Source organism: Brevibacterium epidermidis NBRC 14811 (genome assembly GCF_001570805.1).
GTDB lineage: Bacteria > Actinomycetota > Actinomycetes > Actinomycetales > Brevibacteriaceae > Brevibacterium > Brevibacterium epidermidis.
Window position 1 is genome coordinate 223,954 of record NZ_BCSJ01000003.1, and the last position, 25,292, is coordinate 249,245.

A 25,292-nucleotide genomic window follows, 5' to 3' on the forward strand; every position below is an offset into this window, starting at 1 on the left:
CCGGATTCTTGCACTTTGCCATCGTCTGGGGCTTCTCATTGACGGCCGGGCTCAACGAGACGAACCTGCTGCGTTGTCTACTGTCATGCCTCTGCAGACCGCAGCCGCCGCTTGATGCATTGCGGGCTACTCAAGGCACACGCCATCGATGAAGATTCAGGCGTTGACCGTGTCACCATACGAAGGCTCCAACTCGGAGACCAGATTGCTGCCGGCCACCTCGTGCCGAATCGCCTCCCCCAGCATACGGGCTGCCTTCGAGTATCCCGGCAATTTCAGCGCCTCAACCACAGCGTGGGTGATCTGCCCGGCGGGTGCATCTCGTGGAAGCGTGATCCCTGCTCCACGTAAGGACACAAGAACCGCGTTGTCTGCCTGGTCACGCCCCTGCGGGAGGATCACCATCGGCAGCCCAGCAGTCAGGGATTTCATGACAGTGCCGTGCCCGCCGTGGGTGATGACCAAACCGGTGTGCGTCATCAAGTCGTGGTGCGGGGCGGCCCGAACGATCTCCACACGGGCGCCACCGCTCAGATCGCAGAGGTCGATGCTGAGCCCGGTCGTCACGACGGCGCAAACGGGCAGAATGGACAACGTTTCGATGACGTTCTGCAGAACCCCCAACTGCCCCTGCTCTGCCGACGACATCGCGACCAGGATCAGAGGACCCTCGCCCCGAGGTTCGACAGAGTGGTGCGAATGTGCCCAGCCCGGGTCATCAAGCATCGGATCCACGTACCGCACAGTAGAATCACAGTTGTTCGCAATGTCGAATGCATGGGAACTCAGAACCAGCTCACGCCGAGCTCCGTGGACCTGCTGCCACGCATTGCGCAATTGCGGCAGGTCAAGATCCCGGCGCAGGGCATTCAACCGAGGCATCACATAGTGCGCAAGCATCCGAGTGCCGATCTCGCCCAGTAGGCGGTCCCTTCCCCGTCCGACGAAGGTCTGCGAAGGCGACAACACCATTCCCATCGGTGGCTGGCTTGGCGTGGGCATGGGATAGATATTTGGAATAAGGACACCAAAAGACACCCCGACGGACTGGGCCGCAACCATCGCACCGAAAACGGTGAAGGAATACACGACACGGTCAAGGCGCGCAGACCGCAAGTGCGGCAGTAGATCCTCGGCCCATCGGCGCGCCGGCCCAGCGATCATATGGTCCGCCATTCCTCCTGCAAGGCTGAACGGACATCCCAGCTCCCAGTCGCGGTACGAACTGTGGGAGGGCTGGCCATGGTGATCCGCCCCTGCTCGCGCGGGCGTCAGAAGCTCGGGGGCCAAGTTGCATCACAAAGTCACCTTCATTTCACGAAAGGTACGTTCACATGGACATGTCCAAGCTCGAAGCATTCATCCTCGTCGCTGAGGAGGAATCGTTCAGCGCCGCCGCCGATAGAATCGGTACGGCCCAATCGACTATCAGTTCGCGCATCAAGGAACTCGAGACAGCGCTGGGCCATCGTCTTCTCCTGCGCAGCACGCGGAGGGTGAGCCTGTCTCCGGTGGGAGCTGCCGTCCTACCTGCAGCTCGGACCGCTCTGTCGTCATTAGACGCGATACGCCAGGTCGTCGACGACTTGGCAGGAGTCCGCCATGGACGGATACGGCTCGGCATCATCGCCGAGGCCACAGTTCCTGGGCTGAGCAGAATCCTGGCAGACTTCGCCAGTGACTTCCCCGGCATTGATCTCGTCATCACTTCGCAGTCAAGCGATGCCCTCGAACGCGCCATCGCTGACGGCTCTTTGGACATTGCCCTGGTGGTCCGGTTCGGCACCACATCCCTGCGATGGGAACGGCTGCTCCATGATTCACTTATCGTGGTCGGTGACTCGCCACCGCAGAATGGGGAGTCCGCGATCTCCTTTTCAAAGCTGCATGAAGCCCGCCTGATCGTCCTCGATGGCGGGGTCGGTGTTCGACAAGCACTGGAGACGGAGGCTCGGCGGGCTGGAATCTCACTGAACATCGTCGCCCAGGTCGCGACCCCTGCCATCGCCGAGGAGCTGTACGCTCGAAGCATTGGTTGGCTTGTACTACCTGACTCGTTCGCACAAGGTCGGGGCGTACCACTCGTGGGTGAGCACGGCATTGAACCCCAGGTCGACGTCGGTCTCGTCACCGGTCCCGACCTCCACGCCCCGGCTACAGAAATCCTCGTCACCCGTCTCATCGAGGGGATTGGAAACCATTGAGCCGAGTCGGGACTCCTGCTCATCTCGGGGTCACCCGGCTCCTGATCCGAGCAGCCGGAGTGCCCGCCCAGACACTCGCACCCGGCACCGCTGCGATAGACGAAAGGGGGCCGGACAGTACACGCCAGAACGGAACGGGCATACGAGTCCGCCGCAACACAGAAGGGCTCCAATCGACTCCATCGCATATCCAGGCGAGGAACCGTAGCGCTTCGAGGGGTGTATAACCTGCAGCCCATGCACGCTGTTCGAACTCCTTCCATTCTTGATGGTTGAGCACACGGGTCACAATGTCCATCCCGTCGGCTTCCTCGTGCTCGAGGTGCGTCCGCAACGGACCTTCCAGCACATCGAGGGCGGCAAGAACCTGCTGTGGCCCATTGCGTGCGGCGACAAGACCGCGGGCAGCAACCTCAAGTTCCGCAAGCGGTTCATCGATTGCCAGGTGCTCATTTTCCATAGCATTGAGCAGTTCAGAGCTTTCCGGTGAGCGCTCGAGCAGCAGGGGCCACAGATAGTGGTCTTCTCCCTCATGGTGCCGGCGCAACTCACCCATATCCCACAACAGCATCCGACCGAGCCTGCGTGCACGCCGCGGACTCAACCAATGCGGGTTCTCTAGCAGGAATCGGGCTCGTTCGAGATCTCGGCGCAGTGCCGCATGGAAGAGAGTCATCGTCAAAGTGTCTGCGGGTCTGGTTGCATCCGGCGACCGCTTCACGGGCATTTCACTCATAGCTGGCTCCTTGCATGGTCAAATAGACTGCAGTCGTCACGTTGTCAGCTGGGCCACGGGCCGCTGGCCTCCGGTTTCGCTGCGATTCATCGGCCGATACCCACACTTGCGCTCTTATAGCGCGAACTTCATATGTGCTCATACTCTGACCTTTCTTGGCGCATTGAAATTCAATTCTGTCGCCCGTAAACCATGCCGTCCAACCGATTTCTTCGGGTATATTGATCGTCTATATCGATAAGTCGGAGAACAGAACTCCTCTTATGCATGTGCCATAAAGACAAAATCCGCTAAAAACCAGGACGTGCCCGTGAAGAAACCCCAGCGGCCCAGCGTCTTCGCCCCAGTCAATCTGGGTCTTTATCGGAGATTGCATCTTTCAGGGGTTCATCAATAGTTGCAGACGCGATTCTACGAGTACTCGTCTCGGGAACTTGAGGGCCGCAAATGATGGGTGGGCTTCGTATTCGTTCTCGGGTTTACGACACAAAATGTCGATAGCCGCAACTTTACGAACTAGACTGAAATCATTTCCTGTCAGTCCAGTACCGTAAAGAACGTGGCCAGTCGAATCTGGCAAGGCCAGTAACAAAAGACCGCACAGCAGAGGAGCGACAAGGATGTCGGCCGAAAATGACCAGTCTGATGACCCATCCCGTACCGTTCTAATCGGGGACAATGAACGCGATCACGCAATAGAGACCCTCCGGGCTGCTGCTGGTGACGGCCGTATCACGATCGTCGAACTCGAAGAACGCATGGAACTGGTCGAAGCCGCTCGATTCCCTATCGATCTCGATCGCCCGCTAGCGGGGCTTGGCACCGAGTTGCCCTCGACCCAAATACTGACTGGCGCCACAGGAACCCAGAGATCGGCGGGTTCTGGCTACGGCTGGTCTCCTGACAACAGAGAGGTCCTCCGCGCACCGTGGAACGGCCTTATCCGACGAGGGAGATGGCTGGTGTCACCGTACCTGCATTGCAAGCCGGCTGGCAGACTGCTTGAACTCAACTTCCTCGATGTCATCACTGGCCTAACAAGCATCGACATCCGCGTCTCCGCACGCACTGGCACACTGAAGATCGTTGTACCTGACAGCTGGGGTGTCGACATTTCCGAGCTCGATCGCAGCCGGATCGCAGTCATCACCTTCAAAGCCAACGCTGCCCCGATAGACAAGCATCCCGTCGTCCGCGTCAGAGGGAACATCGGATCTGGAGTGCTCCAAGCCCTCGGTCCCAATCGCCGGGAACGACGACTAACGCCGTGACCTGACCCGAACCACCACACTGCACCTGGCCCTCGAATGCAACGAGCGCCCCGGGTGATCATCGTCCGAGAGCGACAACTTCAACCTGGCCAATCGGCTTCGGTCGAGGTCAAGGATTATTGTCAAAACCCGGGTTTCGTACGGGCTCCTTACCTCGGTTTCTTAAGCAGACGTAACCTCATCCACGGACTGGTTGATCCACTCCGAACGGACCTCGGACGGCGGGCGGCGGCTCAGCGCTGAATACAATCGTGGCTGGTTGTATCAAGCCACCTATTTCGGCGTTTCAGCTATCGTCTCGATCAACCTCCACTGCACTTTCCGGTCGACGAACTCGGCTTTGTAGGCCGAGATCAGAGCTTCGGCCATAGCGTTATCGTACGAGTCCCCGCGCGACCCCACCGACGCGACGATCTCTGATTCCGCCAGGGTCTCTACGTAGCGAGTCGATCGGATTTGAATGCCACGATCGCGATGGTGGACTAGCCCGGACACAGCTTCGCCAGCCCGATACTTCGCCACTAGCGCCATTGGCGGAGCGTCCCTGGCCAGCGACTCCCGCATATGGTTCGTCACCTGCCAACCGACGATCTCGCGATGGAAAACATCAAGGATGAACGTCGTGTGCACTTACCCAGCCTGCGTTGGCACATACGTGATGTCAGCGACCCACAAGCAGTTCGGTGCCGGTGCCGCGAACTGATGTTCGACGCGATCATCCGGGCACTCCTCAGTCCTAGCTGAGACCGTCTTCGGACGCTCCCGCTGGAACCCGTCGATGCCCGACTGTCGCATCAACCGCTTCGCCGTGCAGCCAGCAACATGCCTGTACTGGTCAGTGTACTCCCGGTTGATCGCCTTCCATATCAACTGCTGCCCGTAGCCGTAGTAGGAATAGTTCGCCTCATAGGCATCCTCGATCATCACCATCAGAGCCTGATCCCGTCGAGCTCTGGCTGCTGATTGATGCTCTTGAACGCATACACGAGCTCACAGCAATCCGTGCCACAGTCCCGGACAGGGCGCGCACTATTGGTGTGATGCCGAACTCGTCGCGATTGTCGTCGCTGAAGCCGAGACTCCCTTCAGAATCTCGTTCGCTTTCTTTGCTTAGGTCAACTCAACCTGCAGCCGCCGGTTCTTCGCTTCCAGGTCGACCGACTCGGCCGGCGGGGGTGGCTTTACCGATGTCCCTGTGCTTACGCACCCAGACTCGCAGAGTCTGTTTACTCAGACCGAGCTGGTTCGCGACGCGGATGATCGCCCCGTTCGCCGTCTCGGGATCAGCTTGAGCGTAGATGACGAGATCGACGGCACGCGCCCCGAGGTCATCGGTGTATTTCACTGGCAAGAGAGTATCTCCATCTCCCAATCACCCCGCCTCTATTATCCCCGGGGCGATTCGCGTCTAGTCGTCCAGGTCTAGTCATCCAGACTTTATTGAGGCCATCAGCTTTGGTCCGGTGATGACCAGTCGTTCGACTGTCAGCGGCCCGGCTACTGCAATGCTGATCCCCCCAGTGGTGAGCCCAAAAATGAGGTGGAAAACCCAGAGGTCTCCAAGTTGCAAAACGGCCGCCAGTATTGCCGGAAGAAACGAAGCAAATAGCACGAGGGCGAACGACATCATCTGTCCGCCCGCCGGGTTTCCAGCATTTTGTCCAGTCGATATTCGTTCACGGGCATCGCGGCCGACCGCTGGCATGAGTGCGCTTATCAGTGGTGCGCAGCCGCAGGCTACCCCGACCGCAGCGAGAGTGGCTCCCAACGCAACGTGTGCCAACGACGATTCAACAACAAGGCTGAGAGTTGTGCTGGCTACTAATATCGGAAGCCCGAACATCAGCATCCAGGCAAGTTGCCGCCCACGAACGTCAGCGCGGATCGCACCTGGGGTCGTCAGCAACTGCCAGAGTGCTGTGCCATCAAGTGCATAGGTGTTGATGGCCACCATTGCCGCGAAAACAGCGGCAGCAACACCAACAAACGGGACGCTCCAATACCACGCAGTCGGAATCACAAGCAGCACCATGAGCAGTGGTGTCATCCAAGCGTGGCGCAGTTCAAGCGCCCTTTGCGGATCGCGTAACCAAGTTTTCAATTCACGCTTGGCAACAGCGGTCACCGGGTCTGTGCGCAGTGGGCTTGCATACCTCCGAGCTGATAGTGCCCGCCTAGTTCGCACCTTTAGCCGGCTGCTGGCCCGCGTTGGAGGCTGTCTCAGTGTCGCCGCAGTGAGCACCACCCACACCATCCAAAGCAATACCCCGAGCGACAGGAGACCGACTAATGGCAGCAGCACCACGACTGGCGCAGCCGAAACCGAGGCGGCATTGATTGCTGCCATTCCCCAACCCGTCGGCGCAGCAAGAAGAACTTGTTCCAGTGGACCCGGCAGCTCGGTCCAGAATTCGCCAGTATAAGCGTCTGCGCGACCACTACCCAGGTCTGGCACGAGGAATGCGGCGACCGGAATCCACCCGGCAAAGGATATTGCCAGCAGTGCAGACATCTGGAACGCGGCAAACCACCCACCAACACGAGACCGCAGCATGAATACGACCAGAGCGCCAACGCTACGGCCCAACCACACGAAGAAGAACAGTTGCGTCATGACTGCCACAAGCGCCGCAACGATAGTAATCCCGTCGTGGACCGACGCGAGTACGACGAATCCGCTCAAGGACGCGACGGTGATGACTGTACCCACACTCAACATCTCGCTGGGTGCCAGTGCCGCAGCGATCCGAAACGGTGGCTTCGGCAACGTCCGGAACCACTGCGGGTTGAGTACCGGGACTGCTCCAGGAAGCAGAATCGGCCCGAGAAACCAAGCGACTCCAAGAATGCTTATAGCTGCGGTAAGCCAGCTGTCGTCGAGCGTGCCAGATCTGGTGAGAGCCGCTAGTGTCACAACGCCAGAAGCAACAACCAAACCAGTGATGAGCCCGAAAACTCGATCGCCATGCGGGCCATGCCGAAGTATGCGGAGTTTAAGCGAAACAAACCCACGCCACATGCTCATGACAACCAGTCCAACTCGCGCTGAGGAGCCACACCAATGAATTCAACGAAAGCCGCGTTGAGCGTCCTTCCAGCTGCAACCTCAGCAATCGTGCCATCGGACAGAATTCGCCCGCGGCTCATGAGAGCGACGCGCGTGCATGTGCGCTCAATGACATCCATATTATGACTGGATAACAACACTGTGCCGCCCCCGGTGACGTACTGCCGGAGGAGCGCTTCGATCGAATGTGCAGAAATCGGGTCTATCGCTTCGAACGGCTCATCGAGTACAAGTACCTTGGGTCGATGCAGAAGTGCGACTGCGAGACCGATCTTCTTCCGCATACCGGTGGAGTAGTCGACGATGAGCGTATTCGGTGCGCTGTCAAGTTCAAGAATAGTCAGCAGATCATCCGACCGTTCTTGCCAACGCGTATCCATGCCGCGCAACCCGGCCGTATACTCCAACAGTTCTGCGCCTGTCAGGCGCTCGGGCAGCGACAGCCCTTCCAACATGATGCCGAGGGTACCAAGAGCCTGCTCTCGCTCTCGGACGATGTCGAATCCAGCGAGGCTGACGGTACCTGCGGTTGGAGCCAACAAACCGGCGATCATCGACAGGGTAGTGGACTTCCCAGCCCCATTCGGCCCGACGATGCCATAGAAGCTTCCGGCCTCTACGCTCAGGTCAATGGCATCGACTGCTGTGAAATCTCCGAAATCTTTTGTGAGTTCTCGAAGTCGAACTGCGGATTCAGTAGATGTATTCATGATTTCATCCTGAGGATTACAGTTGTATCGGTTCTGCACACAGCGTTGGCAGGGCATCTGATGGTCCCGGAACCAGGACGGTGGTGAGCGGTGCTGACCGTAAGCTCACCCGACCGATGGCCGCAGGCGAACACGGTCCCCCACCGGGGTTCAGCCCACATCGGCTCCTATCAACGGTGATCTCTCCGTGGCCTGGGAAGCCAACCTCGGCCCCGGCCTGCCGAGCACGGTGCAATTCTGCGACCGGTAGATCCCTGGCTCGCGACAATCCCTTCTGCTTCTTAGCCTGAAAATGGCGGCGAGAGCTCCGAAAGTCTGCCCCGAGGCGGCTCGTCACCAGATTTTGACGCAAGGGGGTCCAGCCATGACGCTGCCCCGCGCAACTGGCTCACGAGAACCCGATGCTCCGCCGGTGGCGCCGAAGGAGCAATCCGAATGGACCCGAGTCTTTGAAGGCTGGTTCGATGCACCCCAAGTTGAGATTCGAAAAGTGGAGGGTGGGCCGCACTCGCGCCCTTCACCATCAGAAAGAACATGGGATCTTGGACTGACATACCGACACCTCCTCACGGCTCAGTTCCGTGCACTGCCCGCAGGGATGCTCATACTGAAATAGAAACACGAACCGAGGCCATGGCTTCAGCCCACACAACAACCGAATGCAGAGTTGCAGAGAGATCGTCCACATGCCGAGCTTCTGGGGCAAAGTCGCCCGCTGTTGCGGGATGAGCAAGGTCAGATTCTGTATAGTCGAAGTCGGTGAAAGTTGAAAGAACAACCTGCTCGCGAACATCTGCCAGTCCAAGTTCGGCCGAGATTGTACGCATCTGTTCGACCGCTCGAACTCCACCATCTGCGCCGTAGCTGACAAACCCTGCGGATTTGTTCGTCCATTCGTCGTACAGGTAGTCGATCGCATTCTTCAGCGCACCAGGTACGCCGTGGTTGTATTCCGCGATGACGAAGACGTAACCGTCGTAAGCGGCGATCGACTCTGCCCATCTACGGGTGTGATCATTCTGGTAGATCCCCCACGCAGCTGGATAGGGCTCATCGAGAACCGGAAGGGAATAATCTGCCAGGTCAATCAAATCGAAATCGACTTCGACCGGCGAGTGGGTGCGACCATACTCATAGACCCATTCAGCTACTTGACGTCCACGACGATGTTGACGGGTACTACCGACGATGACGGCAATCTTTGTCATGCTAACCTCCATTGGTTTGTAAAGTACTTCTGGTACTTTACAGAATATGCAATACCAGATCATCGCGCAAGAGCTCACCGGAACTCACGCACCGCACGGATCTTCTCCGCTTGAGACGCACAGCGACCTCAGCACCGCCCCGAGGTCGCCGTGCTGAGTGCACTCTGATGGCAAATGTGGTTGTAATCGGCATCAGAATTATGACAACCTAGTTGTCAGAGTACGTGTAAATCTTTGCAATAGCCACCCCGAAAACAGGACATTCAAAATTCGAATCCTGCAAGAACGGTCCTCTCCGTAAAAACTGTCGACAACGCGCACAGTCTGACGTGGTGAATCCAAATGGATAGCACCGACATGAACTGGACCAGTAGGCGCCCCAGTCCCCCCGACGCTCCTACCCTGGGTGCGGCTCCTGCTCGTCGGATTAGCCTCCGGCACTCTTGATCGAATCTTTGACGACATGAACGTTGGAACGACGTACGGCATCATGGATTCGCTCACCATCAGTGCACTCTGGATCTATATTCGGTCGTATGCCCGGGATAAATTCGCCGGGTCCCGAGATTGTCGCGGAAAGTAGCTCGACACTATGAACATCCCATGTGATGGCGTGAACATTGCGCGTCTTGAGCCCCAAGAGGTCGTAAACGCATCCAGTCAGCTGATCGTTCTGCAACGGCAGGCTTACCTCGTTGAAGCCGCGCTCATCGGCGACTACCGCATCCCCCAGCTCAGTGAGTCAGAAGCAAGGCTTGTAGCTGCTGGCCTTCAGTGGCACGTCGCGATCGCGAGTTCTGCAATCGTCGCGGCAATCGCCTATTCCAAACCTGCTCTCTCACTCGAAGTGGATCGTCTGTTTGTTGAACCGCGCTGGCATCGCTTGGGTTTGGCCCGCCAACTGATACTCTCTCTTGGCTCAGAGCCGATAGACGTCTCAACTGGCCGCGAAAACACTCCAGCGCGTCGGCTGTATGAAGCACTCAGCTTCTCGCATGTCGGCGACACGGAAGCACTACCTGGATTGTGGGTCAGTCGATACAAACGAGCGTGATATGCACAGCGTATTTGGAATTGCCCGATGAGTTATGTCGGCGACAGGCCCGATCGGCACTTTGGCACTCGATCGCCGGCCGAGTATCTCGTTGAACTGTAAATCCGTTCAGAATACGGTCGCACGGTTTAGGACACCGCACGGGGAAACTGCGAGGCAGCGGCGTCGTTCTTCTTGTAGTCCGAAGTCGGCTCCTGGTCGGCCCCGCAGCCGCATCCAGAACAAGGTTCTAGGTGATTCTTGCATGATGAATGGGGACTGCACACCACCGAGAGAAGAGCTCCGCCAGACGTCGGACCAAAGAGATCTACAGTCGACGAACTACTGCTAATTCCCATAGCCCTGCTGCAGGCTCTCGCTGACCCGACACGAGTCCAGCTCCAAGAGATCAACTCTGAAGCACGGCGTCTTGGGAACCACGCTTGGAAGCACATCGCGCCAATCGCCGTGGCCTGAAGTTCTAGACAACTCGGCCGTCTCAAGACCGTCGTTCGGGAACTTACTCATCGCAGATCTGAAGAACACGTGCACGGCATCCTGTCAGCCGCCATCGACAACGGTCGCCGAGGCGACTCGTACCCCGTGCTTCACCTTCGGCGGCACCCGCAACACTAGCCACTCGAACTCTTCCCGAACAGGCAAGTGCATGTATGGACCAGTTCGATCTGCGAGTCAGACACAGGGCAGACGGGACGGCTGCACATCCAAGCGCTAAGTCACCGCTGAGTTGTTCGCGTTAAGAAATACTGTCACGAGATTCCAGATCGAGGAGGCCTCGCTTTCAGTCGCAGTCCGCCTGGAATCTTCTCAGTGACGCGTGGGTCCCATCAGGTCTTTCGCCGCTCAGATCGACTGGATACAACCGCATCTGCTGCAATTGAGTCGATAATATTTGCTCCTGCGAGGGCTGCGTTGCATCGTCCAGCACGGGGGTGTTGTCCCCTTGGAAAAGTTTGAGTTAGACGCAAGCCGGGGACCGGTACTCTGCAAATCTCTAAGGCTCACCCCGGCACAAGCAGTCTGCATGTAATCCTGCATTCGGCGGGCGCTGCGGTTGATGCCCGAGTCCATCACTTGAACTATCAACGGGTCGCTCAGACGCCGAGAAAGCCACAAACGCAACTGTCTACCTCGCACCTTCGAACCACCTAATCACTCAGCACTGAGTCAATGACTGTGCTGGCGACTTTGAACTACCAGACGCTGACATTGCACGCCTTCATGGAGAACTCGGAGGTAGACAAAGCGATCGATTTTGCTGATCGCCTCTGACTAGGCTGTCTGGGGCACATCAGGGGTGCCAAAGTGTGCCAGCACGTTGATCATTTGCTGAGGTGACGATTAGCTCCAAATTTCGGCCTCAAGAGTTTACGCCGCCTTGAAAGCTTCACGAAGCTGCTTACATTTCCCCGCCGACGGTCGTAGGAAATTACACAGCTTGTTCTGCCTGTTGGACGACCGACACCGTGTGTCCAAGCATTGCACGATCCACCTCAGCATGACTTTCTCATTCGTAGACCAGTCCGGTAAAGCTCGATCAGCAGCGGACGAATTTCCCATCCGGTCGCGGTCAATCGATAAAGAGTCCGGTTTGGAAATCCCCGGAACACCGTTCGGCTGACCACGCCACACTTGCGCAGATGTGTCAGAACATCAGTGAGGACTTTGTCGCTCAATTTTGGCAAGCTCTGCGATAGTGCCCCATACGACTTGTCTCCATGCATCAGTTCTCGCAGAACGAGGGTTGTCCATCGACCCTTGAGAGCTTCAAGTGCCACTTCGACCGGGCAGTCGTGATGAGGCTCAAGTGTGCGCCCATCCATCCCGGGAACGAGAGTCATGTCCCATCCGCTGTAACTCTCCGTTTGGTTAGTCACATTGCGATCATCTTGACTAGATTTATGACTGAAAGCCATTTCACTGACACCTCCAACGTCTCTCTTACAACCACAGCAGCAGATCATCCCTCGGCATTCGCCCGCGCCTTCAATAGCGGTGACCCCCAGGCGGTTGAACTCTTGTACGAGGAATCCAGTACGTTCGTCTCTTCTCCTGGCACTCCACATTCTGGCCAGGACCGAATCGCGGCGAACACATCATTTCAGGCGCTAGGATTGCCTCTTGCCGTACAGCTTCGCCATGTGTACGAAACGAACGATATAGCACTCCTCATTGTCGACTGGACAATCTCGGGGACCACGCCAGAAGGGCAGTTGATCAACATCCGCGGCACAGCAACCGACGTCGCTCGCCGCGGAGACGACGGATTTTGGCGGTACCTCATCGACAACCCTTTCGGTACGGCGCGAGCCCACGATACCCACCACAACCACGGCTAGAACGTACGTGCAGGAATCTCTCCGATGTGATCTACAAATCTCATGCATCAGTCTGTAAGCATGTCCAGGCATGAGCCCAGATGTCGGAATCCTCAACCATCGCGACGAAGCGCAGATAGCTCTGCAGCACCTGCAATCACTTTCATCCCACCGGCAACACTGGCCGTGACCGGAACAAGACGGCACATTCGCCGATCATCCGCCACACATAGCAAAGGATGGTGCCACTTGAGCGTCTTACGGAAAGAACATCTTCAACCCATTCATTCACGAGCAAACTGATCGGCAGGAGTCCGCTGGGTCACTTCACGAGGCAAGAGCAGCCATCCTCCACCACACACGTTGTGGTGGGTTATGTCGATAGGTAAAGCCAATTTCGCCATCGCACAACGGTTCCTGGCATCACCTGCGACCGTAGCCCAAGCCCAGTCCCCCTTCACTAGTCTGGTTTGAGTCCACTCGTAGTTCTAGCTTCGCCAGGAGGTCCTGGCGCCACGTCCGATCCCTCTCCTCCGTGAATTCCGAACTCTTTTCTAGAATTCTACTGTGTTAAAAGTTTTTTCGTACTATCGTGAATGTATGAAGTTGAGATTCAGCACACTCCAGACTCGCCCGGAGTTGCTTCGCGAACTCCTTAATATGGAGAACACCTGGCCGGAGTTCATCCGGCAGGACCCGATAGGCGAGCTGTATTACAACGCCGACATTCTCCTCCAACTCGCCGAATACACGCTGCTGGCATTGGATGACCATGACGCGATCATCGCCAAAGTTCACTCGATTCCCTTTCAAACACCGCCAAACGGAGAGCTCCCAGCAGACGGATGGGATGGTGCGATTCGTCGTGGATTGATCCGCCTGTTGACCGGGAGCACACCGAACGCCATATCTGCGCTGGAAATCGCCGTAAGATCGGATGCTCGAGGTCAGGGAGTTTCTGCCCAAGCCCTGGAGGCAGCGCGCGTCAATGCCCGACGACTCGGATTCTCCCAACTCCTTGCCCCTGTCCGACCCAACGGAAAAGTGGATCCTTTTCAGGACATGCAGGCATATGTCCATCGCACCCGCGAGGATGGCCTGCCTCTTGATCCGTGGCTACGCACACACGTGCGCGCCGGCGGTACCGTTGAATCTATAGCGCAGCGATCCATGGTCGTCACGGGAACGCTCAGCGAATGGAGAGCATGGACAGGTCTGCCGTTCGACACCTCAGGCCCGGTCCACGTGCCGGATGCTTTGGCTCCGGTACATTGCGATGCCGAGCTCGGTATCGCGACGTATGTCGAACCCAATATCTGGGTCAGTCACAGCACAGAAGGTTAAGTTGCACTCACCAGCGATCCGCTACTGGAGGTTCCCTCGAAATGAAAGAACTCGACCTCACTTCACGAGCCACCTGGGTATTCACCGGCGACAGCATCACCCAGGGGGTCTTCCACACATATGGCTCTCGCTCTTGGGTTGAACTGGTCAGTGAGCAGGTTCGCTGGGAGCTCCGTCGGGTGCAGGACATTGTGATCAACTCAGGCGTTTCCGCTTGGACGGCTCTCGAAATAAACGCTGACTTCGAGTATCTCGTCGGCCGCTTCAATCCCCAGGTGCTCAACGTTTCGCTCGGCACAAACGACGCCTTAGATGGTGAGTCCGGACTCACCAACTTCCAAAGGCGACTCGCCGAGATCGTGCAACAGGGACACGGAATTCGTGCGACTGTCGTCCTCCATACCCCAGTCCTTGTGATGCCAGACGCACCAGTACCTCGACGCAAGTGGATGACCGCATATGCCGAAGCAATACGCAACGTTGCCGAAGCAGAAGATGCCCTCCTTGTCGACCACGAGCAACACTGGCGTCAGCACTTCGGCGCCGAAGCCCCAACTGCTTGGATGGACGACAGCACCCACCCTAACGCAGTCGGCCATCGCCATATAGCCGAAATCACGTTGCAGGCTCTCAGGCTGGGATCCCTTCGAGAACCATTCTGAGATTGATCCCGATCAGCAGGCAGCACCACCGTCCTGGCATCGCTGCCAGGAGAATCGCCAAGTGCTCAGGAGCATTGAGAATCTATGGACACCCGCAGATACCGCCAGTCTGAAACCTTGAGCACCGGTTCAGCCCAGCTTAAACGTTGGGTATTTGCTCGGCACTCGAATCCACTCAGCGCGTGGTCACGCTGGGCATCTACCCCGCTCATTGTTCTGCCCATCTGGAAACGTAGCACGTGGTCAGGCGCAGCAGTCACCGCGTGGATGTTGCTGAATCCAATTGTTTTCCGGAGTCCCCGCAATGAAAACGCATGGTCGACACGAGCCATGTTGGGTGAAGAACTCTGGAGCGAACGTCTCCGCTGTGACAAGGCTTCGGCTATCAACGTTTTGTCTACTGCGGCAATGGTGGTGTCGATCGTTGGCGCCCGGAGAAGGTCGGCATACCAAGCTCTTCCGGCTACTGCCATTCAAATGACACTGACTCTTGTATTCTGGAAACTAATGGCAGATTTCTACGCTAAAGCTCAGTACGCTGGCCATTCGACCCGATAATACTTGGCTAGCAACGGTCTGCTGCAGAGATCACGCGTAGGTGCTTCCGCTCGAGTTTCGCCGAGTACTGAAGCTCAGGTCGAGTCCGTCTTCTCCATCCTCGTCAAGAATTGGGTCACGCATAAGCCCAGCCTTGAGAGCAACTTTGCGAGAGGCGCTGTTCTTTGGGCGAATACGAGCGAGAAGCGTCCTGTTGGGATGAGTTCGCTGCGCCCAGTCAAGAACGGTTTGTGTCGCCTCAGTCCCATACCCGCGGCCCCACACCTCAGGGCGAAGGCGACAGATAAGATTCAGTACACTGTGCCCTTGGACAGTCATGTTCTTGACCCCGCAATACCCCACAATTCGTGACTGGTCTTTCTCGCGCACACACCAATAGCCGTAGCCATAGAACTCCCAATGTCGGATCCAGCGATTGACGAGCGCTTCGGCATCAGGAATACCAGTCAGAAGATCCGAAGGGTTATGTTCCACAGTGCGCGGGTTACCTGCAATTTCCAGGATCTGTACGGAGTCCTCCGTTTTGGGAAGATCGAGACACAATCGCTCAGTACGTAGTTCGGGAATGCTGGTCTTCTCAATTCCGCTTTCGCAGGCCTCTTTCATCCTCAGCAATGTCTGGCTCATACCCTCGAACATTGTCTGGTTAAATGCAATGGTTCCGCCCATGTATTTCTCTGTCAGCCCGTGTGCGTAATCAGAGATTCCCTCAGGAGCCTCTCGACGCTGGATGACCCGCGTTTTCCCTGCGCCATCAGCTTTGAGCGTGAACGACCAGATGAGCCAGTTCTCATCAACGCGGAAAGCTAGCTCGGTGCCGGGCAAATATCGTACGACCTCGCAATGCGTTGTCCAAGACAGTCCACTTTGGGCATTATCGTTCACAAATCTGACACCAACAGCGATCTCCTCGGCACCATCGAGAAGAGTCGTCGAGCGCACTTGAGGACTCCACTCAGGTAATCGCCGAGGATCGTGCATCAACGCCCAAACCCGTGCTGAGGGTGCGTGGATGAGAACATCTGTTTCAAGAACGTGAATTTCAGGCATGATTCTTTCTTCTTCCGTCACGGCGCTGTGAAAGGCGCCAGTTTCGAATGACAAAGACTGCGATCGCAGCTGCGGCCACAATGGCGGCACCCAGAAGTCCGCCTTGGGCATAACCAGCTACCGTAGCAACAGTTACTTCGGAGTCGCCGACTTCTGACCCCTTCGTTACCGAATGGATCACAGCTCCGACCGTCGCGGTTCCGAGTGCTGCACCTATCTGTTGACTTGAATTCACGAGAGCGCCCGCGATGCCGGAGTCGTCTCCCGCCCCAGCAGTTGCAACGTCCCCGGCAGTGATCATTACGACGGTCCCGCCAGCTCCCAACAACAACATAGCGGGCAGAACTCCTCCGATATAACCCGATGTGGGAGTGAGAGATCCCAGACTGGCCAAACCGCCGGCGGCGATCAGCAGACCTCCCGCCAGTACAGGTCGGGCCCCAATATACGAACGGATACGAGGCAAAGTTGCTGTCACGATGACCGCACCGGCCGCAAACGGCAGGAACGCAAGCCCCATCCGCACTGAAGAAACGTCCCAAGCGCTCTGCATGAATGAAGTCAGGACGAACATTCCCGCGAACATCGCTATTCCTGCAAAGAAGGCAGCAACGTAGCCAGCTGCTCGCACCCCGTTATGTACGAGGTGTGTCGGTATCAGTTGCTGTTCTGCGAAACGAAGTGAAACGACGAAAAGCGCAATACCTACGACGCCCCCGGCCAGCAGCGCCTGAGTGCCGAGATGTTGCCAGCCCAAAATGCTCGCTCGGTCCAGGGCGAAAACCAGCATTCCAAGCGATACGCTCACGAGAACAGCTCCCAAGAGATCGAAACGCACGTTCGATTTGCTCTTGTCTTTCGGGATCATCATGAAGATCCCGGCGGTAGTGAGGAGGGCCAGCGGTACATTGATGAGTAAACTCCACCGCCAAGTCAGCAGGTCGGCCATCACGCCACCGAATACGAATGACCCCGCCGTGCCAATGCCCATAACGATCCCTAGCGTGCCGAAGGCAATGTTACGACCCCGACCGACCGGGAAGAGCACCGACATCAGTGGAATCGCCGTTGCAGCGATGAAGGCAGCAGCTCCGCCCTGCAGCGTGCGTGACACCAAAAGGATCGCCGGTTGTGCTGCTAATCCACCTAACAGCGAGAACAGCGCGAACGCGACCAGTCCACCAATGAGACACCTGCGGAGACCCAAAGCATCAGCAATCCGTCCGCCGACCAGGATTAGCGTACCGAAAGTCAAAGAATAGACGGTGACGACAGCTTGAGCAGAACCAGCGGTCATCCCCAGTTGAGTTTGGGTTTGCGGAAGTGCCACGTTCATTATGGTGACAGCTGAGAAGGCCTGCAGGTTCGCACCGGTGAGAAGACCGAGAGCCCACCAACGACGCTTGTTGGCTGGCCTACTCGACTCGGACTCCGTGGGCAAAGTACCCGTCACGGCACTCATGCTGCCTCGACTCTGGAATCTTTCATCGTACGGGCCAACATTGCAAGCCGGTGACCCTGATACCGAGCCTGCTCGAGCACCGCCAATCCGGGAGCTCCCTCACTGCCAATACTGCTGACACCGTAAGGGTTACCGCCGGCAGCGTGCGCAACGTCGTAGTTCTCATAACCTGTCGGCACGATAATCGACCCCCAGTGACAAAACGTGTGGTACAGGGCCAGCAGTGTCGCCTCGTGCCCACCGTGGCGTTCGTGGGCACTCGTGAATCCCGAAGCTGGTTTGCCCGCGAGATGCCCAGCGCTCCACGCGGCGCTCGCGGAATCAATGAATTGCTTGAGCTGTGACGCTGGCTGACCGAACCGGGTCGGAGTCCCGAGCGCGAAGCCATCCGCCCAGATCAGATCCTTGATGTCGGCGGTCGGAATATCCGCGGTTACTTCAAGGTGGTCCCGCCACGCTTCGTTGGCTTCGACTATCTCATGTGGGACGAGCTCAGCCACTCGCCGAAGTCGAACTTCAGCTCCAGCTTCCTCTGCACCAGCAGCATATGCCTCAGCCAAATCGTGCACTGAACCTGTCGACGAATAGTAGATGACTGCGAATCGTGTCATTATTAATCCAATCATTTTCTGGAATTTCGTTCTATCAAAGTAACTCGAACGTCTCGCGAGGTCAACAGGAGAATTCACTTGAGTGCACTTCTGGCATTGATTTCATGTACTATGATTCTAGAAAATAGTTCAGAGGCCTAGGAAGGCATGTGTGAGAAATGGAGTCACGGTTCATCTGCTCGGGCGGCGTGCAGTTGCACGCGCTCTGGCGCTTCGGCAACGGACCTGGAATCATCATCGTTCCCGGGGCAATGGCCGACGCAGCCGATTTCGTCCCGGTTGCAGAAGCGATGGACGACCGTAGTCCCCTGCTGATCGTCAACCGTCGCGGCCGCGGGGATAGCGGACCTCAGGGGACAGATTACGACCTCCCCACCGAAGTCGACGACTTGCGTGCATGGATCGACGAAGTCCAGGGAGAGGTCATTCTGGTGGGTTGGAGCCTGGGCGGCACAATTGCCTTAGAAGCCGCCGCTCAAGATAGTCGCGTCACTTCCGTTATCGCCTACGATCCGGTCCTACCGCCCTTCGCCGGAGAGGCAGTTCCAGCACTTGCCGCTGCCAACCTAGACGAACGAGTCACCATCGTCAATCGGGACATCTCAAACGTACCGGCAAACGAAGTTGCTGCGATGCGTGATACCCCGGCTTGGGCTCATCTTCGCGACCTGGCTGGACCACTGGCGTCAGAACTGGAGGCGCTGAACAGCTTCTCACCGACGGTAGGCTGGAGTGCGATCGACGCGTCCCTCCTTGTCGGAGAACATTCTCAGGGAGTTCTGCCATACGGTCCTGCTTTCGAACGTGTCTCCGCAGCCATCCCGTCTGCTGAAGTCACCGTGCTCAAGGGTCACGGACACCTCGCCCATGTCGAGGACCCCAAATTCCTCGGAACTGAGGTCCAGCGCCTGCTGAGGTCAAAACAGTGAGGGGACGAGGGAGGCCGCGAGATGAACAGGCTCGGCGACGCATTGCTGCAGCTGCATGCACGTTATTCGTCAATGAGGGGTATGTCGCAACTACGATCACGAATATCGCGTCTCAGGCGGACGTCAGCGTGCAGACGATCTACTCCGCGTATACGTCGAAAGTCGGAGTCCTCAAAGCTGCTCATGATTTTGCAATTGGCGGTGGTGACGTGCGTCCCCTCCTCGACCGGGAATGGGCACGGAACATTGAACAGATGTCGTCAGTCGAAGAGGCGTGGCGAATGGCTTCCAGCCACGTCGCAGAGGCAACTGAGAAGGTTTCTTCAATCTATTTCGTTATACAATCAGCAGCGGCAGATCCCGACGTGGCGTTGCTGTTGAAAGAATTGCACGAGCAACGCAGTCGATTCAGCCTAACCCTTGCTGAACGATTGTTGAAGCTGCCCGGAGCTAGGGCCGAGGCTCATCCGCAACGCGTCGCCGACCTGCTCTACGCATGTGCAAGCGTCGCCTCGTTCGGCCCACTCGTCATTGAATGCGGCTGGTCTCTCGACGAATGGCGAACTTGGTTCTTCACGCTCGGGTCACGCGAACTCATTGCCAGCTAGTCCTCCGCCTTCGGTCGCAGGACGCCAGTCTGTCTGGTCCCGAATGATGTTGAGTACATGCAGACAGGTCGAGATCTCGTCCTCGGTCAACTGGTCTCTGGCGTCAGCAAAGTGCTCCTGTTCACGACGCAATACGCCCTCAATTGTGGTCCGCCCTTCAACGGTGACGGAAACCAATCTCGACCGGCGATGAGCCGGATTTTCCTGAAACTCTAGGAATCCTTGATCGACGCCATAGTCGACACTACGTTGCACGAATTGGCGACTGAGCAACAACGTCTTTGCGATGCGGGGGACCGTCTGTGGAGCCGTGAGGGCAAGCAGCTCAAGCACTGAGCGGGTGCCGACTGGCAAGCTGCTTTGGTCCTGGTCAAACGTGCGCGTCGCGCGGCGATACAGTATACCAACTGCTCGCATAACATCGGAAAGGTTTGCGTCTCTTCGGGAATCGTGCACAAGGTCATTATCCTCCTAAACTTCGATATCTCGTGTCACGCGGATCCTGAAGCCTTCTGAAGCTGGGAGGAAGACATTTGAGCAGTAGCCGTTGAGCATTGATACTTCGCACAAGCTCGATGTTCAGCAGACGGGGCGCGGCCCTCGATTGCCCCGTCGACCGACCGGAGTTCGTCTGGTCGTAGAGTCCAAGCTCGTCGTAACAATTTCTGATCTGTTCCCCATTGCTCGACTTCATGCCCGGTTGTTCGAGGATTCCAGTGCCACCTTCGAGGAGCTTTGACTTGCCGGAAACCTCAGGTCTTCTGCGATCAGTTCACTTCACCGGAACGGTTCATTAGTCGACGGTCTCATGTCCTCGGTGTGGACCGATAGCCTCGAGAAGGGCAGGAGTTCGGGAAGAAGGTCACCACCGCGAGAACGCTCAGTGGGCGTTCCAGGCCTTCACCAACGAGCACCTCATCCGCATGCACAACTGGCCCTGACAGCCGGGCTCTCGGCCTGTTCCTCCGTCGGCGGCGACGAGGACGCAGCGCTCGAAAACTCGTATACCTACGCCACAGACACCTCCTTCGTTCCCTTCGAATTCAAGGAAGACGGCAAGTACGTCGGCTTCGACATCGACCTCATCACGGCCGTCGCCGACGAAGCCGGGTTCGAACTCAAACAGGAAGTGACGAACTTCGACGGCATCATCCCCGGCCTGCAGACCGGTTCCTTCGACCTCGCCGTCGCCGGCATCAGCATCACCGACGAGCGCAAGCAGACGATCGACTTCTCCGACCCCTACTACAAATCCGGTCTGATCCTCGGCGTGCCCACCGACAATGAGGACATCAAGAGCATCGACGACCTCGACGGCAAGACTGTGGCCACCCGCCTCGGATCGACGAGTGCCGCCTACATCGAAGACAATATCGAGGGCGCGGAGGCGAAGACCTACGAACAGCTCGACCAGGCCTACCTCGCAGTCGAATCCGGCAGCGCCGACGCGGTCCTCTACGATCAGCCGAACGTCGCCTACTACATCCGCACCGAAGGTGAGGACAAGCTCAAGATGGTCGGCGACCTGCTCGAGGCTCAGGACTACGGCATCGCGATCTCGAAGGACAACCCGAACCTCGTCAAAGCCGTCAACGAAGCCCTGGCCACCATCAAGGAGAACGGCACGTACGCGGAGATGTACAAGGAGTGGTTCGGCGAAGAGCCGCCGGCCGAAGACTGACACCTCAGTTGTGAGAGCACAGCGGACTGCGGGCAGGGGAGCCATCCCGTGCCCGCAGTCCTGTGGAAGGAAGATATGTCCCGCTTAGCCCAATTCAACTGGCTCGGAGTCATCGACTACATCCCCGCACTGCTGCAGGGGCTTTACTACACGCTGCTCGTCTCCGTCGTCGGGCTCGTCATCGGCTTCGTCCTCGGAGCGATCTTCGGCCTCGGCCGCATCTCCCGCAGCAAGATCGTCTACGGGATCTCGACGGCCTATATCGAGCTGCTACGCGGCACTCCGGTGCTGGTGCAGGCGATCTGGATCTACTTCGCCCTGCCGCTCATCATCGGCTTCAACATCCCATCGCTGACCGCCGGCATCGTCGTCATCGGCCTGAACTCCGGTGCCTACATCGCCGAGATCGTCCGCGGTGCGGTGCAGTCGGTGGAGAAGGGGCAGATGGAGGCCGGCCGGTCTCTGGGGCTCTCTCAGCACCTGACGATGCGCTATGTCATCTGGCCGCAGGCGTTCAAGCGGATGATTCCGCCGTTGGGCAACCAGTTCATCATCAGCATCAAGGACACCTCGCTGCTGTCGGTCATCCTCGTCCCCGAGCTCATCTTCCAGGGCCGCCTCGTCGCATCCAACCACTTCAACGCCGTCGAGATCTATACGACGGTAGCGATCTTCTACTTGGTCATCACTCTGACACTGTCAAAGGTCCTCAACATCATGGAGAAGAGGCTGACTCACTGATGATCATCCGCGTATCCGATCTGCACAAATCCTTCGGCGACAACGAGGTGCTCAAGGGCATCGACTGCGAGGTCGAACCTCAGGAGGTCGTCTGCGTCATCGGGCCCAGAGGCTCCGGCAAATCGACGTTCCTGCGATGTCTCAACATGCTTGAGGAGATCACGAGCGGTGAGGTCGTCATCGACGGCAAGAGCCTGACCGACAAGAATACGAAAATCAATGATGTGCGCACGGAGATCGGCATGGTCTTTCAGCAGTTCAATCTGTTTCCCCACATGAGCGTGCTCGAGAACATCTCCTTGGCACCTCGGAAAGTGCGTGGCCTCAGCGAGCAGGCGGTGCGCGAGCGGGGCCTGAAGCTGCTGGACAAGGTCGGTCTCGGAGAAAAGGCTGAAGCCTATCCGGCGCAGCTCTCCGGAGGACAGCAGTAGCGCGTGGCGATCGCTCGAGCGCTGGCGATGGAACCGAAGATGATGCTCTTCGACGAACCGACTAGTGCGCTCGACCCCGAACTCGTCGGAGAAGTCCTCGCTGTGATGAAGCAGCTCGCCGAGGAGGGGATGACAATGGTCGTCGTCACCCATGAGATGGGCTTCGCGAGCGAGGTAGCAGATCGCGTGCTGTTCATGGACGACGGGCTCATCGTCGAAGAGGGAACGCCGGATCAGATCTTCCGCGCCCCGCAGTCAGAGCGCACGAAGTCGTTCCTCAACAAGGTGCTGTGAAAGGCGGATGGTGGAGGTAAGGGGACTCGAACCCCTAACCCTCTGCTTGCAAAGCAGATGCGCTACCAATTGCGCCATACCCCCGAAGTGTATGCGCCGATTTTACTCGCATCGGCCCCCGCACGGCAATGCTTCGGCTCGAGCCGACGAACCGCCCCCTGAACCTCAGCCGACGACGGGTTCGACGCGGATCGCCTCGGCGGCGTCGAGGGCGAGCTCGATGCCCTCGCCGTCGATGTTCACGGTGATCGATGAAGCCGCTGAGCTGATCGCCGTGACCGTCAGCCGGGTGCCGATGATGATCCCACGGTCGGTGAGGTAGCGCAGCAGCTCCGGGGAACGGTCGGATACTCGGGCCACCGCGACCTCGACGCCCGGAGAGGCCTCCTGCAGCCGGAGACTCGGAACAGACACCGTGTGGCCGTGCACATCGGGGATCGGGTCGCCGTGCGGATCCCGATCCGGATGACCGAGAGCGGCATTCATCGCCTCGAGCACGAGATCGGACACTGCATGTTCGAGCTGGTCGGCCTCATCGTGGACCTGGTCCCAGGTCAGTCCCAAGGCGTCGACGAGGTAGGTCTCGAGGATACGGTGGCGCCTGACGGTCTCCACGGCGATCTGCCGACCCGCATCGGTCAGGGTGATCTGTCCGTAGGGCTCATAGTCGATGTACCCGTCACGGGCGAGCTTCTTGAGGTTCGCCGACACCGTCGAGGCGGTCACACCCAACTGTTCGGCGATGTCGGTCGTGCCGGGGCGACCGCCCGGCCATTCGTAGGCCTTCCAGATGAGGGTGACATAGTCCTCGACCATCCGGGTCACTGCAGGGCGCGGCATGATCGTCATTCTACGCGCGGGTCTCCGCGCGATCGGCGGTGGCAGGGGCAGTGGCGACACCGGTGCCAGCGTCAGTGGGGTCAGTGGTCGCGGGGTCGGTGGGGGCCGCCTCGGCGGGCTGGGGATCATCCGTGTCCGGATCGGATCGGCGGAAGGGAGCGGCGAGGGTGGGCAGGATGTCGCGGCGATGGAGGATGAGGAAGACGATCGCCAGTCCCGCCTGGGTCGCGGAGAGCACATAGCGTCCGGACGTATCAGTGACGAAGAACTGCACCCCGAACAGAGCCGCCAGCCCGAGCGCCGGTGCCCAGTGGAAGCGGAGGGCAAGGATGATCGCGACGCCGAGGATGGTCTGCGTGGCCGTGAGCGTGAACTCCTCGATCTGCCGTCCGTCCAAGGGCAGCCCCAGACCACCGCCACCGGCGAGGTGAGCGATCGGCAGGGATCCGACGAGCAGACTCCATTGGTTGACCTTCGAGGCGATGAGCGTGCCGATCGCGGCCGCCCCCATCCCGCGGAGGGCGAACATCGCGGCGATGATGAACTCGGGCGCCTCGGAGGCCAACGGGGCGAGCCACTGGACGAGGAAGTAGCTGTCGATGCCGAGGCTCTGCCCCGAGGCGACGAGCGCCTCGGCGAAGGGTTCGGCACTGAGCAGAATGATCGCGGCGGAGACGACGAACAGCGAGATGACGGTGATTCGTCGGGCCGACTTCGGCATTTCCGCGATGAGCGCGGCCGCTCCGACGAACTCCTCTTCCTCGTCACCGGCCGACTGTCCTGCCCGCCACAGATAGGCGGCGAAGATGAGGATGAGGCCGATCCCGAACCAGACGGGGATGGCGCCCATGAGGGGGATCGCGAACGCGAGCGCGCCGAGGATGACGAGGAACCCGATGTCCATCCGCGCTCCCGAGTCGAGGCGCAGCGAACGCGGTGAGCGCGGCCGGGGAGCCTTTCCCTCGACCTGTGTGCCGGTGGTGCGCTCGGCCGTGCCGGTGGTGCCCTTCGTCCGGCGCTTCGTAGTCCGTCGGGCGACGAGGAGGGCGATGATGACAACGAGCGGCCACCCGAAGCCGAGCAGCAGTCGGTTCGACCCGGTCATGTTCGCGGCCGCGAAATGCAGGTAGTCGGGATCGGATCCGGATCGGAACGCATAGTAGAGGTCCACAGCGTATTCGGGGAGGACGGCGATGAGTGCCAGGAGGGCGATCGCCAGGGCTCCCGAGATGTCCTTCTGCGCCGCCTCGGCGGCCCATGCCAGCAGGAAGGCGGCAGCGACGATCGCGGCTCCGAAGGCGATCAGATCGAGGACCGGGGCCACCTCGGTGCCGGTGATGCGCAGCACCACGGCGAGTGCGGCGATGAACAGGCAGAGCACGATGCGGCGAAGGATTGCGGTGGGCATGTCTTCCAGACTTCACCCCGCAAATCGGGTGTGTCTACGGACAACTGAGACTTAGATGCCTCCAACAATCGCAGCGGCCCGCGCGATCCGCGTGAGTCCGCCGAT

At 58.4% G+C, this 25,292-nt stretch carries 26 protein-coding genes, 1 tRNA gene and 1 pseudogene; 12 read left to right on the forward strand and 16 right to left on the reverse strand.

The window, feature by feature from the left end:
• Positions 1-156 precede the first annotated feature (156 nt).
• A complete protein-coding gene (locus tag BEP01S_RS02705) occupies positions 157-1,176 on the reverse strand; it encodes a glycosyltransferase (protein ID WP_062240330.1) in 1,020 nt (339 codons plus the stop codon).
• A 158-nt stretch (positions 1,177-1,334) separates the two neighbouring features.
• Between BEP01S_RS02705 and BEP01S_RS02710 the strand changes: the two genes are divergently transcribed.
• Complete coding sequence (locus BEP01S_RS02710; RefSeq protein ID WP_062240333.1) at positions 1,335-2,204, forward strand: LysR family transcriptional regulator; 870 nt, start codon at positions 1,335-1,337, stop codon at positions 2,202-2,204.
• 19 nt (positions 2,205-2,223) lie between these two features.
• Here the strand turns inward: BEP01S_RS02710 and BEP01S_RS16480 are convergent, their stop codons facing one another.
• Positions 2,224-2,940 (reverse strand): hemerythrin domain-containing protein, encoded by a 717-nt coding sequence (locus tag BEP01S_RS16480; RefSeq protein ID WP_083532470.1) that lies wholly within the window; start codon positions 2,938-2,940, stop codon positions 2,224-2,226.
• A 620-nt stretch (positions 2,941-3,560) separates the two neighbouring features.
• On the opposite strand from BEP01S_RS16480, the gene BEP01S_RS02720 reads away from it, so the two are divergent.
• Positions 3,561-4,211: a DUF1707 SHOCT-like domain-containing protein gene (locus BEP01S_RS02720; RefSeq protein WP_062240339.1), complete on the forward strand. Its 651-nt coding sequence runs from the start codon at positions 3,561-3,563 to the stop codon at positions 4,209-4,211.
• A 273-nt stretch (positions 4,212-4,484) separates the two neighbouring features.
• Here the strand turns inward: BEP01S_RS02720 and BEP01S_RS16485 are convergent, their stop codons facing one another.
• From BEP01S_RS16485 to BEP01S_RS02745, 6 genes are all read right to left on the reverse strand, one after another.
• Positions 4,485-4,841 (reverse strand): DDE-type integrase/transposase/recombinase, encoded by a 357-nt coding sequence (locus tag BEP01S_RS16485; RefSeq protein ID WP_083532471.1) that lies wholly within the window; start codon positions 4,839-4,841, stop codon positions 4,485-4,487.
• Complete coding sequence (locus BEP01S_RS16490; RefSeq protein WP_157070492.1) at positions 4,842-5,135, reverse strand: hypothetical protein; 294 nt, start codon at positions 5,133-5,135, stop codon at positions 4,842-4,844.
• Positions 5,136-5,331: 196 nt separating this feature from the next.
• Positions 5,332-5,556, reverse strand: a complete 225-nt coding sequence (locus BEP01S_RS02730; protein ID WP_083532473.1) for a transposase — start codon at positions 5,554-5,556, stop codon at positions 5,332-5,334.
• 81 nt (positions 5,557-5,637) lie between these two features.
• Entirely contained in the window at positions 5,638-7,236 is a 1,599-nt protein-coding gene (locus tag BEP01S_RS02735; protein ID WP_157070494.1) for a hypothetical protein, read from the reverse strand.
• On the reverse strand, positions 7,233-7,988 hold the full coding sequence (locus tag BEP01S_RS02740) for an ABC transporter ATP-binding protein (RefSeq protein ID WP_062240345.1): 756 nt from the start codon (positions 7,986-7,988) through the stop codon (positions 7,233-7,235). Before BEP01S_RS02740 ends, BEP01S_RS02735 begins: the two co-directional genes overlap by 4 nt.
• Positions 7,989-8,590: 602 nt before the next feature.
• On the reverse strand, positions 8,591-9,196 hold the full coding sequence (locus BEP01S_RS02745; protein WP_062240350.1) for an NADPH-dependent FMN reductase: 606 nt from the start codon (positions 9,194-9,196) through the stop codon (positions 8,591-8,593).
• 613 nt (positions 9,197-9,809) lie between these two features.
• Between BEP01S_RS02745 and BEP01S_RS16745 the strand changes: the two genes are divergently transcribed.
• Entirely contained in the window at positions 9,810-10,250 is a 441-nt protein-coding gene (locus BEP01S_RS16745) for a GNAT family N-acetyltransferase (RefSeq protein ID WP_167348248.1), read from the forward strand.
• Positions 10,251-11,743: 1,493 nt separating this feature from the next.
• Here BEP01S_RS16745 and BEP01S_RS17305 read toward each other — a convergent pair.
• Entirely contained in the window at positions 11,744-12,214 is a 471-nt protein-coding gene (locus BEP01S_RS17305; protein ID WP_373277891.1) for a winged helix-turn-helix transcriptional regulator, read from the reverse strand.
• Here BEP01S_RS17305 and BEP01S_RS02755 point away from each other — a divergent pair.
• From BEP01S_RS02755 to BEP01S_RS17310, 4 genes are all read left to right on the forward strand, one after another.
• Positions 12,152-12,589 carry a YybH family protein gene (locus BEP01S_RS02755; protein ID WP_062240863.1) on the forward strand — a complete coding sequence of 146 codons (438 nt, stop codon included), beginning with the start codon at positions 12,152-12,154 and terminating at the stop codon, positions 12,587-12,589. The two genes, BEP01S_RS17305 and BEP01S_RS02755, sit on opposite strands and share 63 nt — an antisense overlap.
• Before the next feature lie 579 nt (positions 12,590-13,168).
• Complete coding sequence (locus BEP01S_RS16500; protein WP_083532475.1) at positions 13,169-13,912, forward strand: N-acetyltransferase; 744 nt, start codon at positions 13,169-13,171, stop codon at positions 13,910-13,912.
• A gap of 41 nt (positions 13,913-13,953) precedes the next feature.
• The gene (locus tag BEP01S_RS02765; protein WP_062240359.1) at positions 13,954-14,574 is read left to right on the forward strand and encodes an SGNH/GDSL hydrolase family protein; all 621 of its coding nucleotides are present in this window, start codon (positions 13,954-13,956) and stop codon (positions 14,572-14,574) included.
• 84 nt (positions 14,575-14,658) lie between these two features.
• On the forward strand, positions 14,659-15,132 hold the full coding sequence (locus BEP01S_RS17310; protein ID WP_083532476.1) for a DUF6653 family protein: 474 nt from the start codon (positions 14,659-14,661) through the stop codon (positions 15,130-15,132).
• Positions 15,133-15,162: 30 nt separating this feature from the next.
• Here the strand turns inward: BEP01S_RS17310 and BEP01S_RS16510 are convergent, their stop codons facing one another.
• Genes BEP01S_RS16510 through wrbA form a run of 3 tightly spaced genes read right to left on the reverse strand, consistent with a single transcriptional unit; the run spans position 15,163 to position 18,270 of the window.
• Positions 15,163-16,182, reverse strand: coding sequence for a GNAT family N-acetyltransferase (locus BEP01S_RS16510; RefSeq protein WP_083532477.1), 1,020 nt, complete (start codon positions 16,180-16,182; stop codon positions 15,163-15,165).
• Positions 16,175-17,644, reverse strand: a complete 1,470-nt coding sequence (locus BEP01S_RS02775) for an MFS transporter (RefSeq protein ID WP_062240370.1) — start codon at positions 17,642-17,644, stop codon at positions 16,175-16,177. Before BEP01S_RS02775 ends, BEP01S_RS16510 begins: the two co-directional genes overlap by 8 nt.
• On the reverse strand, positions 17,641-18,270 hold the full coding sequence (gene wrbA, locus BEP01S_RS02780) for an NAD(P)H:quinone oxidoreductase (RefSeq protein WP_306306250.1): 630 nt from the start codon (positions 18,268-18,270) through the stop codon (positions 17,641-17,643). The genes BEP01S_RS02775 and wrbA overlap by 4 nt, the downstream gene beginning before the upstream one ends.
• A 143-nt stretch (positions 18,271-18,413) precedes the next feature.
• On the opposite strand from wrbA, the gene BEP01S_RS02785 reads away from it, so the two are divergent.
• Together BEP01S_RS02785 and BEP01S_RS16515 are read left to right on the forward strand one after the other, a co-directional pair.
• Positions 18,414-19,184, forward strand: a complete 771-nt coding sequence (locus BEP01S_RS02785) for an alpha/beta fold hydrolase (RefSeq protein ID WP_062240373.1) — start codon at positions 18,414-18,416, stop codon at positions 19,182-19,184.
• A complete protein-coding gene (locus BEP01S_RS16515) occupies positions 19,181-19,792 on the forward strand; it encodes a TetR/AcrR family transcriptional regulator (RefSeq protein ID WP_083532478.1) in 612 nt (203 codons plus the stop codon). The genes BEP01S_RS02785 and BEP01S_RS16515 overlap by 4 nt, the downstream gene beginning before the upstream one ends.
• On the opposite strand, the gene BEP01S_RS02790 is transcribed toward BEP01S_RS16515, so the two are convergent.
• The gene (locus BEP01S_RS02790) at positions 19,769-20,248 is read right to left on the reverse strand and encodes a MarR family winged helix-turn-helix transcriptional regulator (RefSeq protein WP_135447381.1); all 480 of its coding nucleotides are present in this window, start codon (positions 20,246-20,248) and stop codon (positions 19,769-19,771) included. The two genes, BEP01S_RS16515 and BEP01S_RS02790, sit on opposite strands and share 24 nt — an antisense overlap.
• A 427-nt stretch (positions 20,249-20,675) precedes the next feature.
• Here BEP01S_RS02790 and BEP01S_RS02795 point away from each other — a divergent pair, with 427 nt between their 5' ends.
• The 3 genes and pseudogenes from BEP01S_RS02795 to BEP01S_RS02805 all read left to right on the forward strand — a co-directional run bounded on the left by BEP01S_RS02795 (position 20,676) and on the right by BEP01S_RS02805 (position 22,939).
• A complete protein-coding gene (locus BEP01S_RS02795) occupies positions 20,676-21,473 on the forward strand; it encodes a transporter substrate-binding domain-containing protein (RefSeq protein ID WP_218004317.1) in 798 nt (265 codons plus the stop codon).
• A 75-nt stretch (positions 21,474-21,548) separates the two neighbouring features.
• Positions 21,549-22,214 (forward strand): amino acid ABC transporter permease, encoded by a 666-nt coding sequence (locus tag BEP01S_RS02800; protein WP_062240379.1) that lies wholly within the window; start codon positions 21,549-21,551, stop codon positions 22,212-22,214.
• Positions 22,214-22,939: pseudogene (locus tag BEP01S_RS02805) on the forward strand (amino acid ABC transporter ATP-binding protein). Before BEP01S_RS02800 ends, BEP01S_RS02805 begins: the two are co-directional and overlap by 1 nt.
• Positions 22,940-22,947: 8 nt before the next feature.
• Here the strand turns inward: BEP01S_RS02805 and BEP01S_RS02810 are convergent.
• The 3 genes from BEP01S_RS02810 to BEP01S_RS02820 form a co-directional block, all read right to left on the reverse strand.
• Positions 22,948-23,023, reverse strand: a tRNA-Ala gene (locus BEP01S_RS02810).
• A gap of 81 nt (positions 23,024-23,104) precedes the next feature.
• Positions 23,105-23,779, reverse strand: coding sequence for a metal-dependent transcriptional regulator (locus BEP01S_RS02815; protein WP_157070497.1), 675 nt, complete (start codon positions 23,777-23,779; stop codon positions 23,105-23,107).
• Between the two features lie 10 nt (positions 23,780-23,789).
• Positions 23,790-25,187, reverse strand: a complete 1,398-nt coding sequence (locus BEP01S_RS02820) for a calcium:cation antiporter family protein (RefSeq protein ID WP_083532480.1) — start codon at positions 25,185-25,187, stop codon at positions 23,790-23,792.
• Positions 25,188-25,292: the final 105 nt, after the last annotated feature.

Coding starts and splice junctions, on each gene's coding strand:
- BEP01S_RS02705 (WP_062240330.1), bottom strand. CDS start 1,176: ATGGCGGACCATATGATCGCTGGGCCGGCGCGCCGATGGGCCGAGGAT.
- BEP01S_RS02710 (WP_062240333.1), top strand. CDS start 1,335: ATGGACATGTCCAAGCTCGAAGCATTCATCCTCGTCGCTGAGGAGGAA.
- BEP01S_RS16480 (WP_083532470.1), bottom strand. CDS start 2,940: ATGAGTGAAATGCCCGTGAAGCGGTCGCCGGATGCAACCAGACCCGCA.
- BEP01S_RS02720 (WP_062240339.1), top strand. CDS start 3,561: ATGTCGGCCGAAAATGACCAGTCTGATGACCCATCCCGTACCGTTCTA.
- BEP01S_RS16490 (WP_157070492.1), bottom strand. CDS start 5,135: ATGATCGAGGATGCCTATGAGGCGAACTATTCCTACTACGGCTACGGG.
- BEP01S_RS02735 (WP_157070494.1), bottom strand. CDS start 7,236: ATGAGCATGTGGCGTGGGTTTGTTTCGCTTAAACTCCGCATACTTCGG.
- BEP01S_RS02740 (WP_062240345.1), bottom strand. CDS start 7,988: ATGAATACATCTACTGAATCCGCAGTTCGACTTCGAGAACTCACAAAA.
- BEP01S_RS02745 (WP_062240350.1), bottom strand. CDS start 9,196: ATGACAAAGATTGCCGTCATCGTCGGTAGTACCCGTCAACATCGTCGT.
- BEP01S_RS02755 (WP_062240863.1), top strand. CDS start 12,152: ATGACTGAAAGCCATTTCACTGACACCTCCAACGTCTCTCTTACAACC.
- BEP01S_RS17305 (WP_373277891.1), bottom strand. CDS start 12,214: ATGATCTGCTGCTGTGGTTGTAAGAGAGACGTTGGAGGTGTCAGTGAA.
- BEP01S_RS16500 (WP_083532475.1), top strand. CDS start 13,169: ATGAAGTTGAGATTCAGCACACTCCAGACTCGCCCGGAGTTGCTTCGC.
- BEP01S_RS02765 (WP_062240359.1), top strand. CDS start 13,954: ATGAAAGAACTCGACCTCACTTCACGAGCCACCTGGGTATTCACCGGC.
- BEP01S_RS17310 (WP_083532476.1), top strand. CDS start 14,659: ATGGACACCCGCAGATACCGCCAGTCTGAAACCTTGAGCACCGGTTCA.
- BEP01S_RS16510 (WP_083532477.1), bottom strand. CDS start 16,182: ATGCCTGAAATTCACGTTCTTGAAACAGATGTTCTCATCCACGCACCC.
- BEP01S_RS02775 (WP_062240370.1), bottom strand. CDS start 17,644: ATGAGTGCCGTGACGGGTACTTTGCCCACGGAGTCCGAGTCGAGTAGG.
- wrbA (WP_306306250.1), bottom strand. CDS start 18,270: ATGATTGGATTAATAATGACACGATTCGCAGTCATCTACTATTCGTCG.
- BEP01S_RS02785 (WP_062240373.1), top strand. CDS start 18,414: ATGGAGTCACGGTTCATCTGCTCGGGCGGCGTGCAGTTGCACGCGCTC.
- BEP01S_RS02800 (WP_062240379.1), top strand. CDS start 21,549: ATGTCCCGCTTAGCCCAATTCAACTGGCTCGGAGTCATCGACTACATC.
- BEP01S_RS02815 (WP_157070497.1), bottom strand. CDS start 23,779: ATGCCGCGCCCTGCAGTGACCCGGATGGTCGAGGACTATGTCACCCTC.
- BEP01S_RS02820 (WP_083532480.1), bottom strand. CDS start 25,187: ATGCCCACCGCAATCCTTCGCCGCATCGTGCTCTGCCTGTTCATCGCC.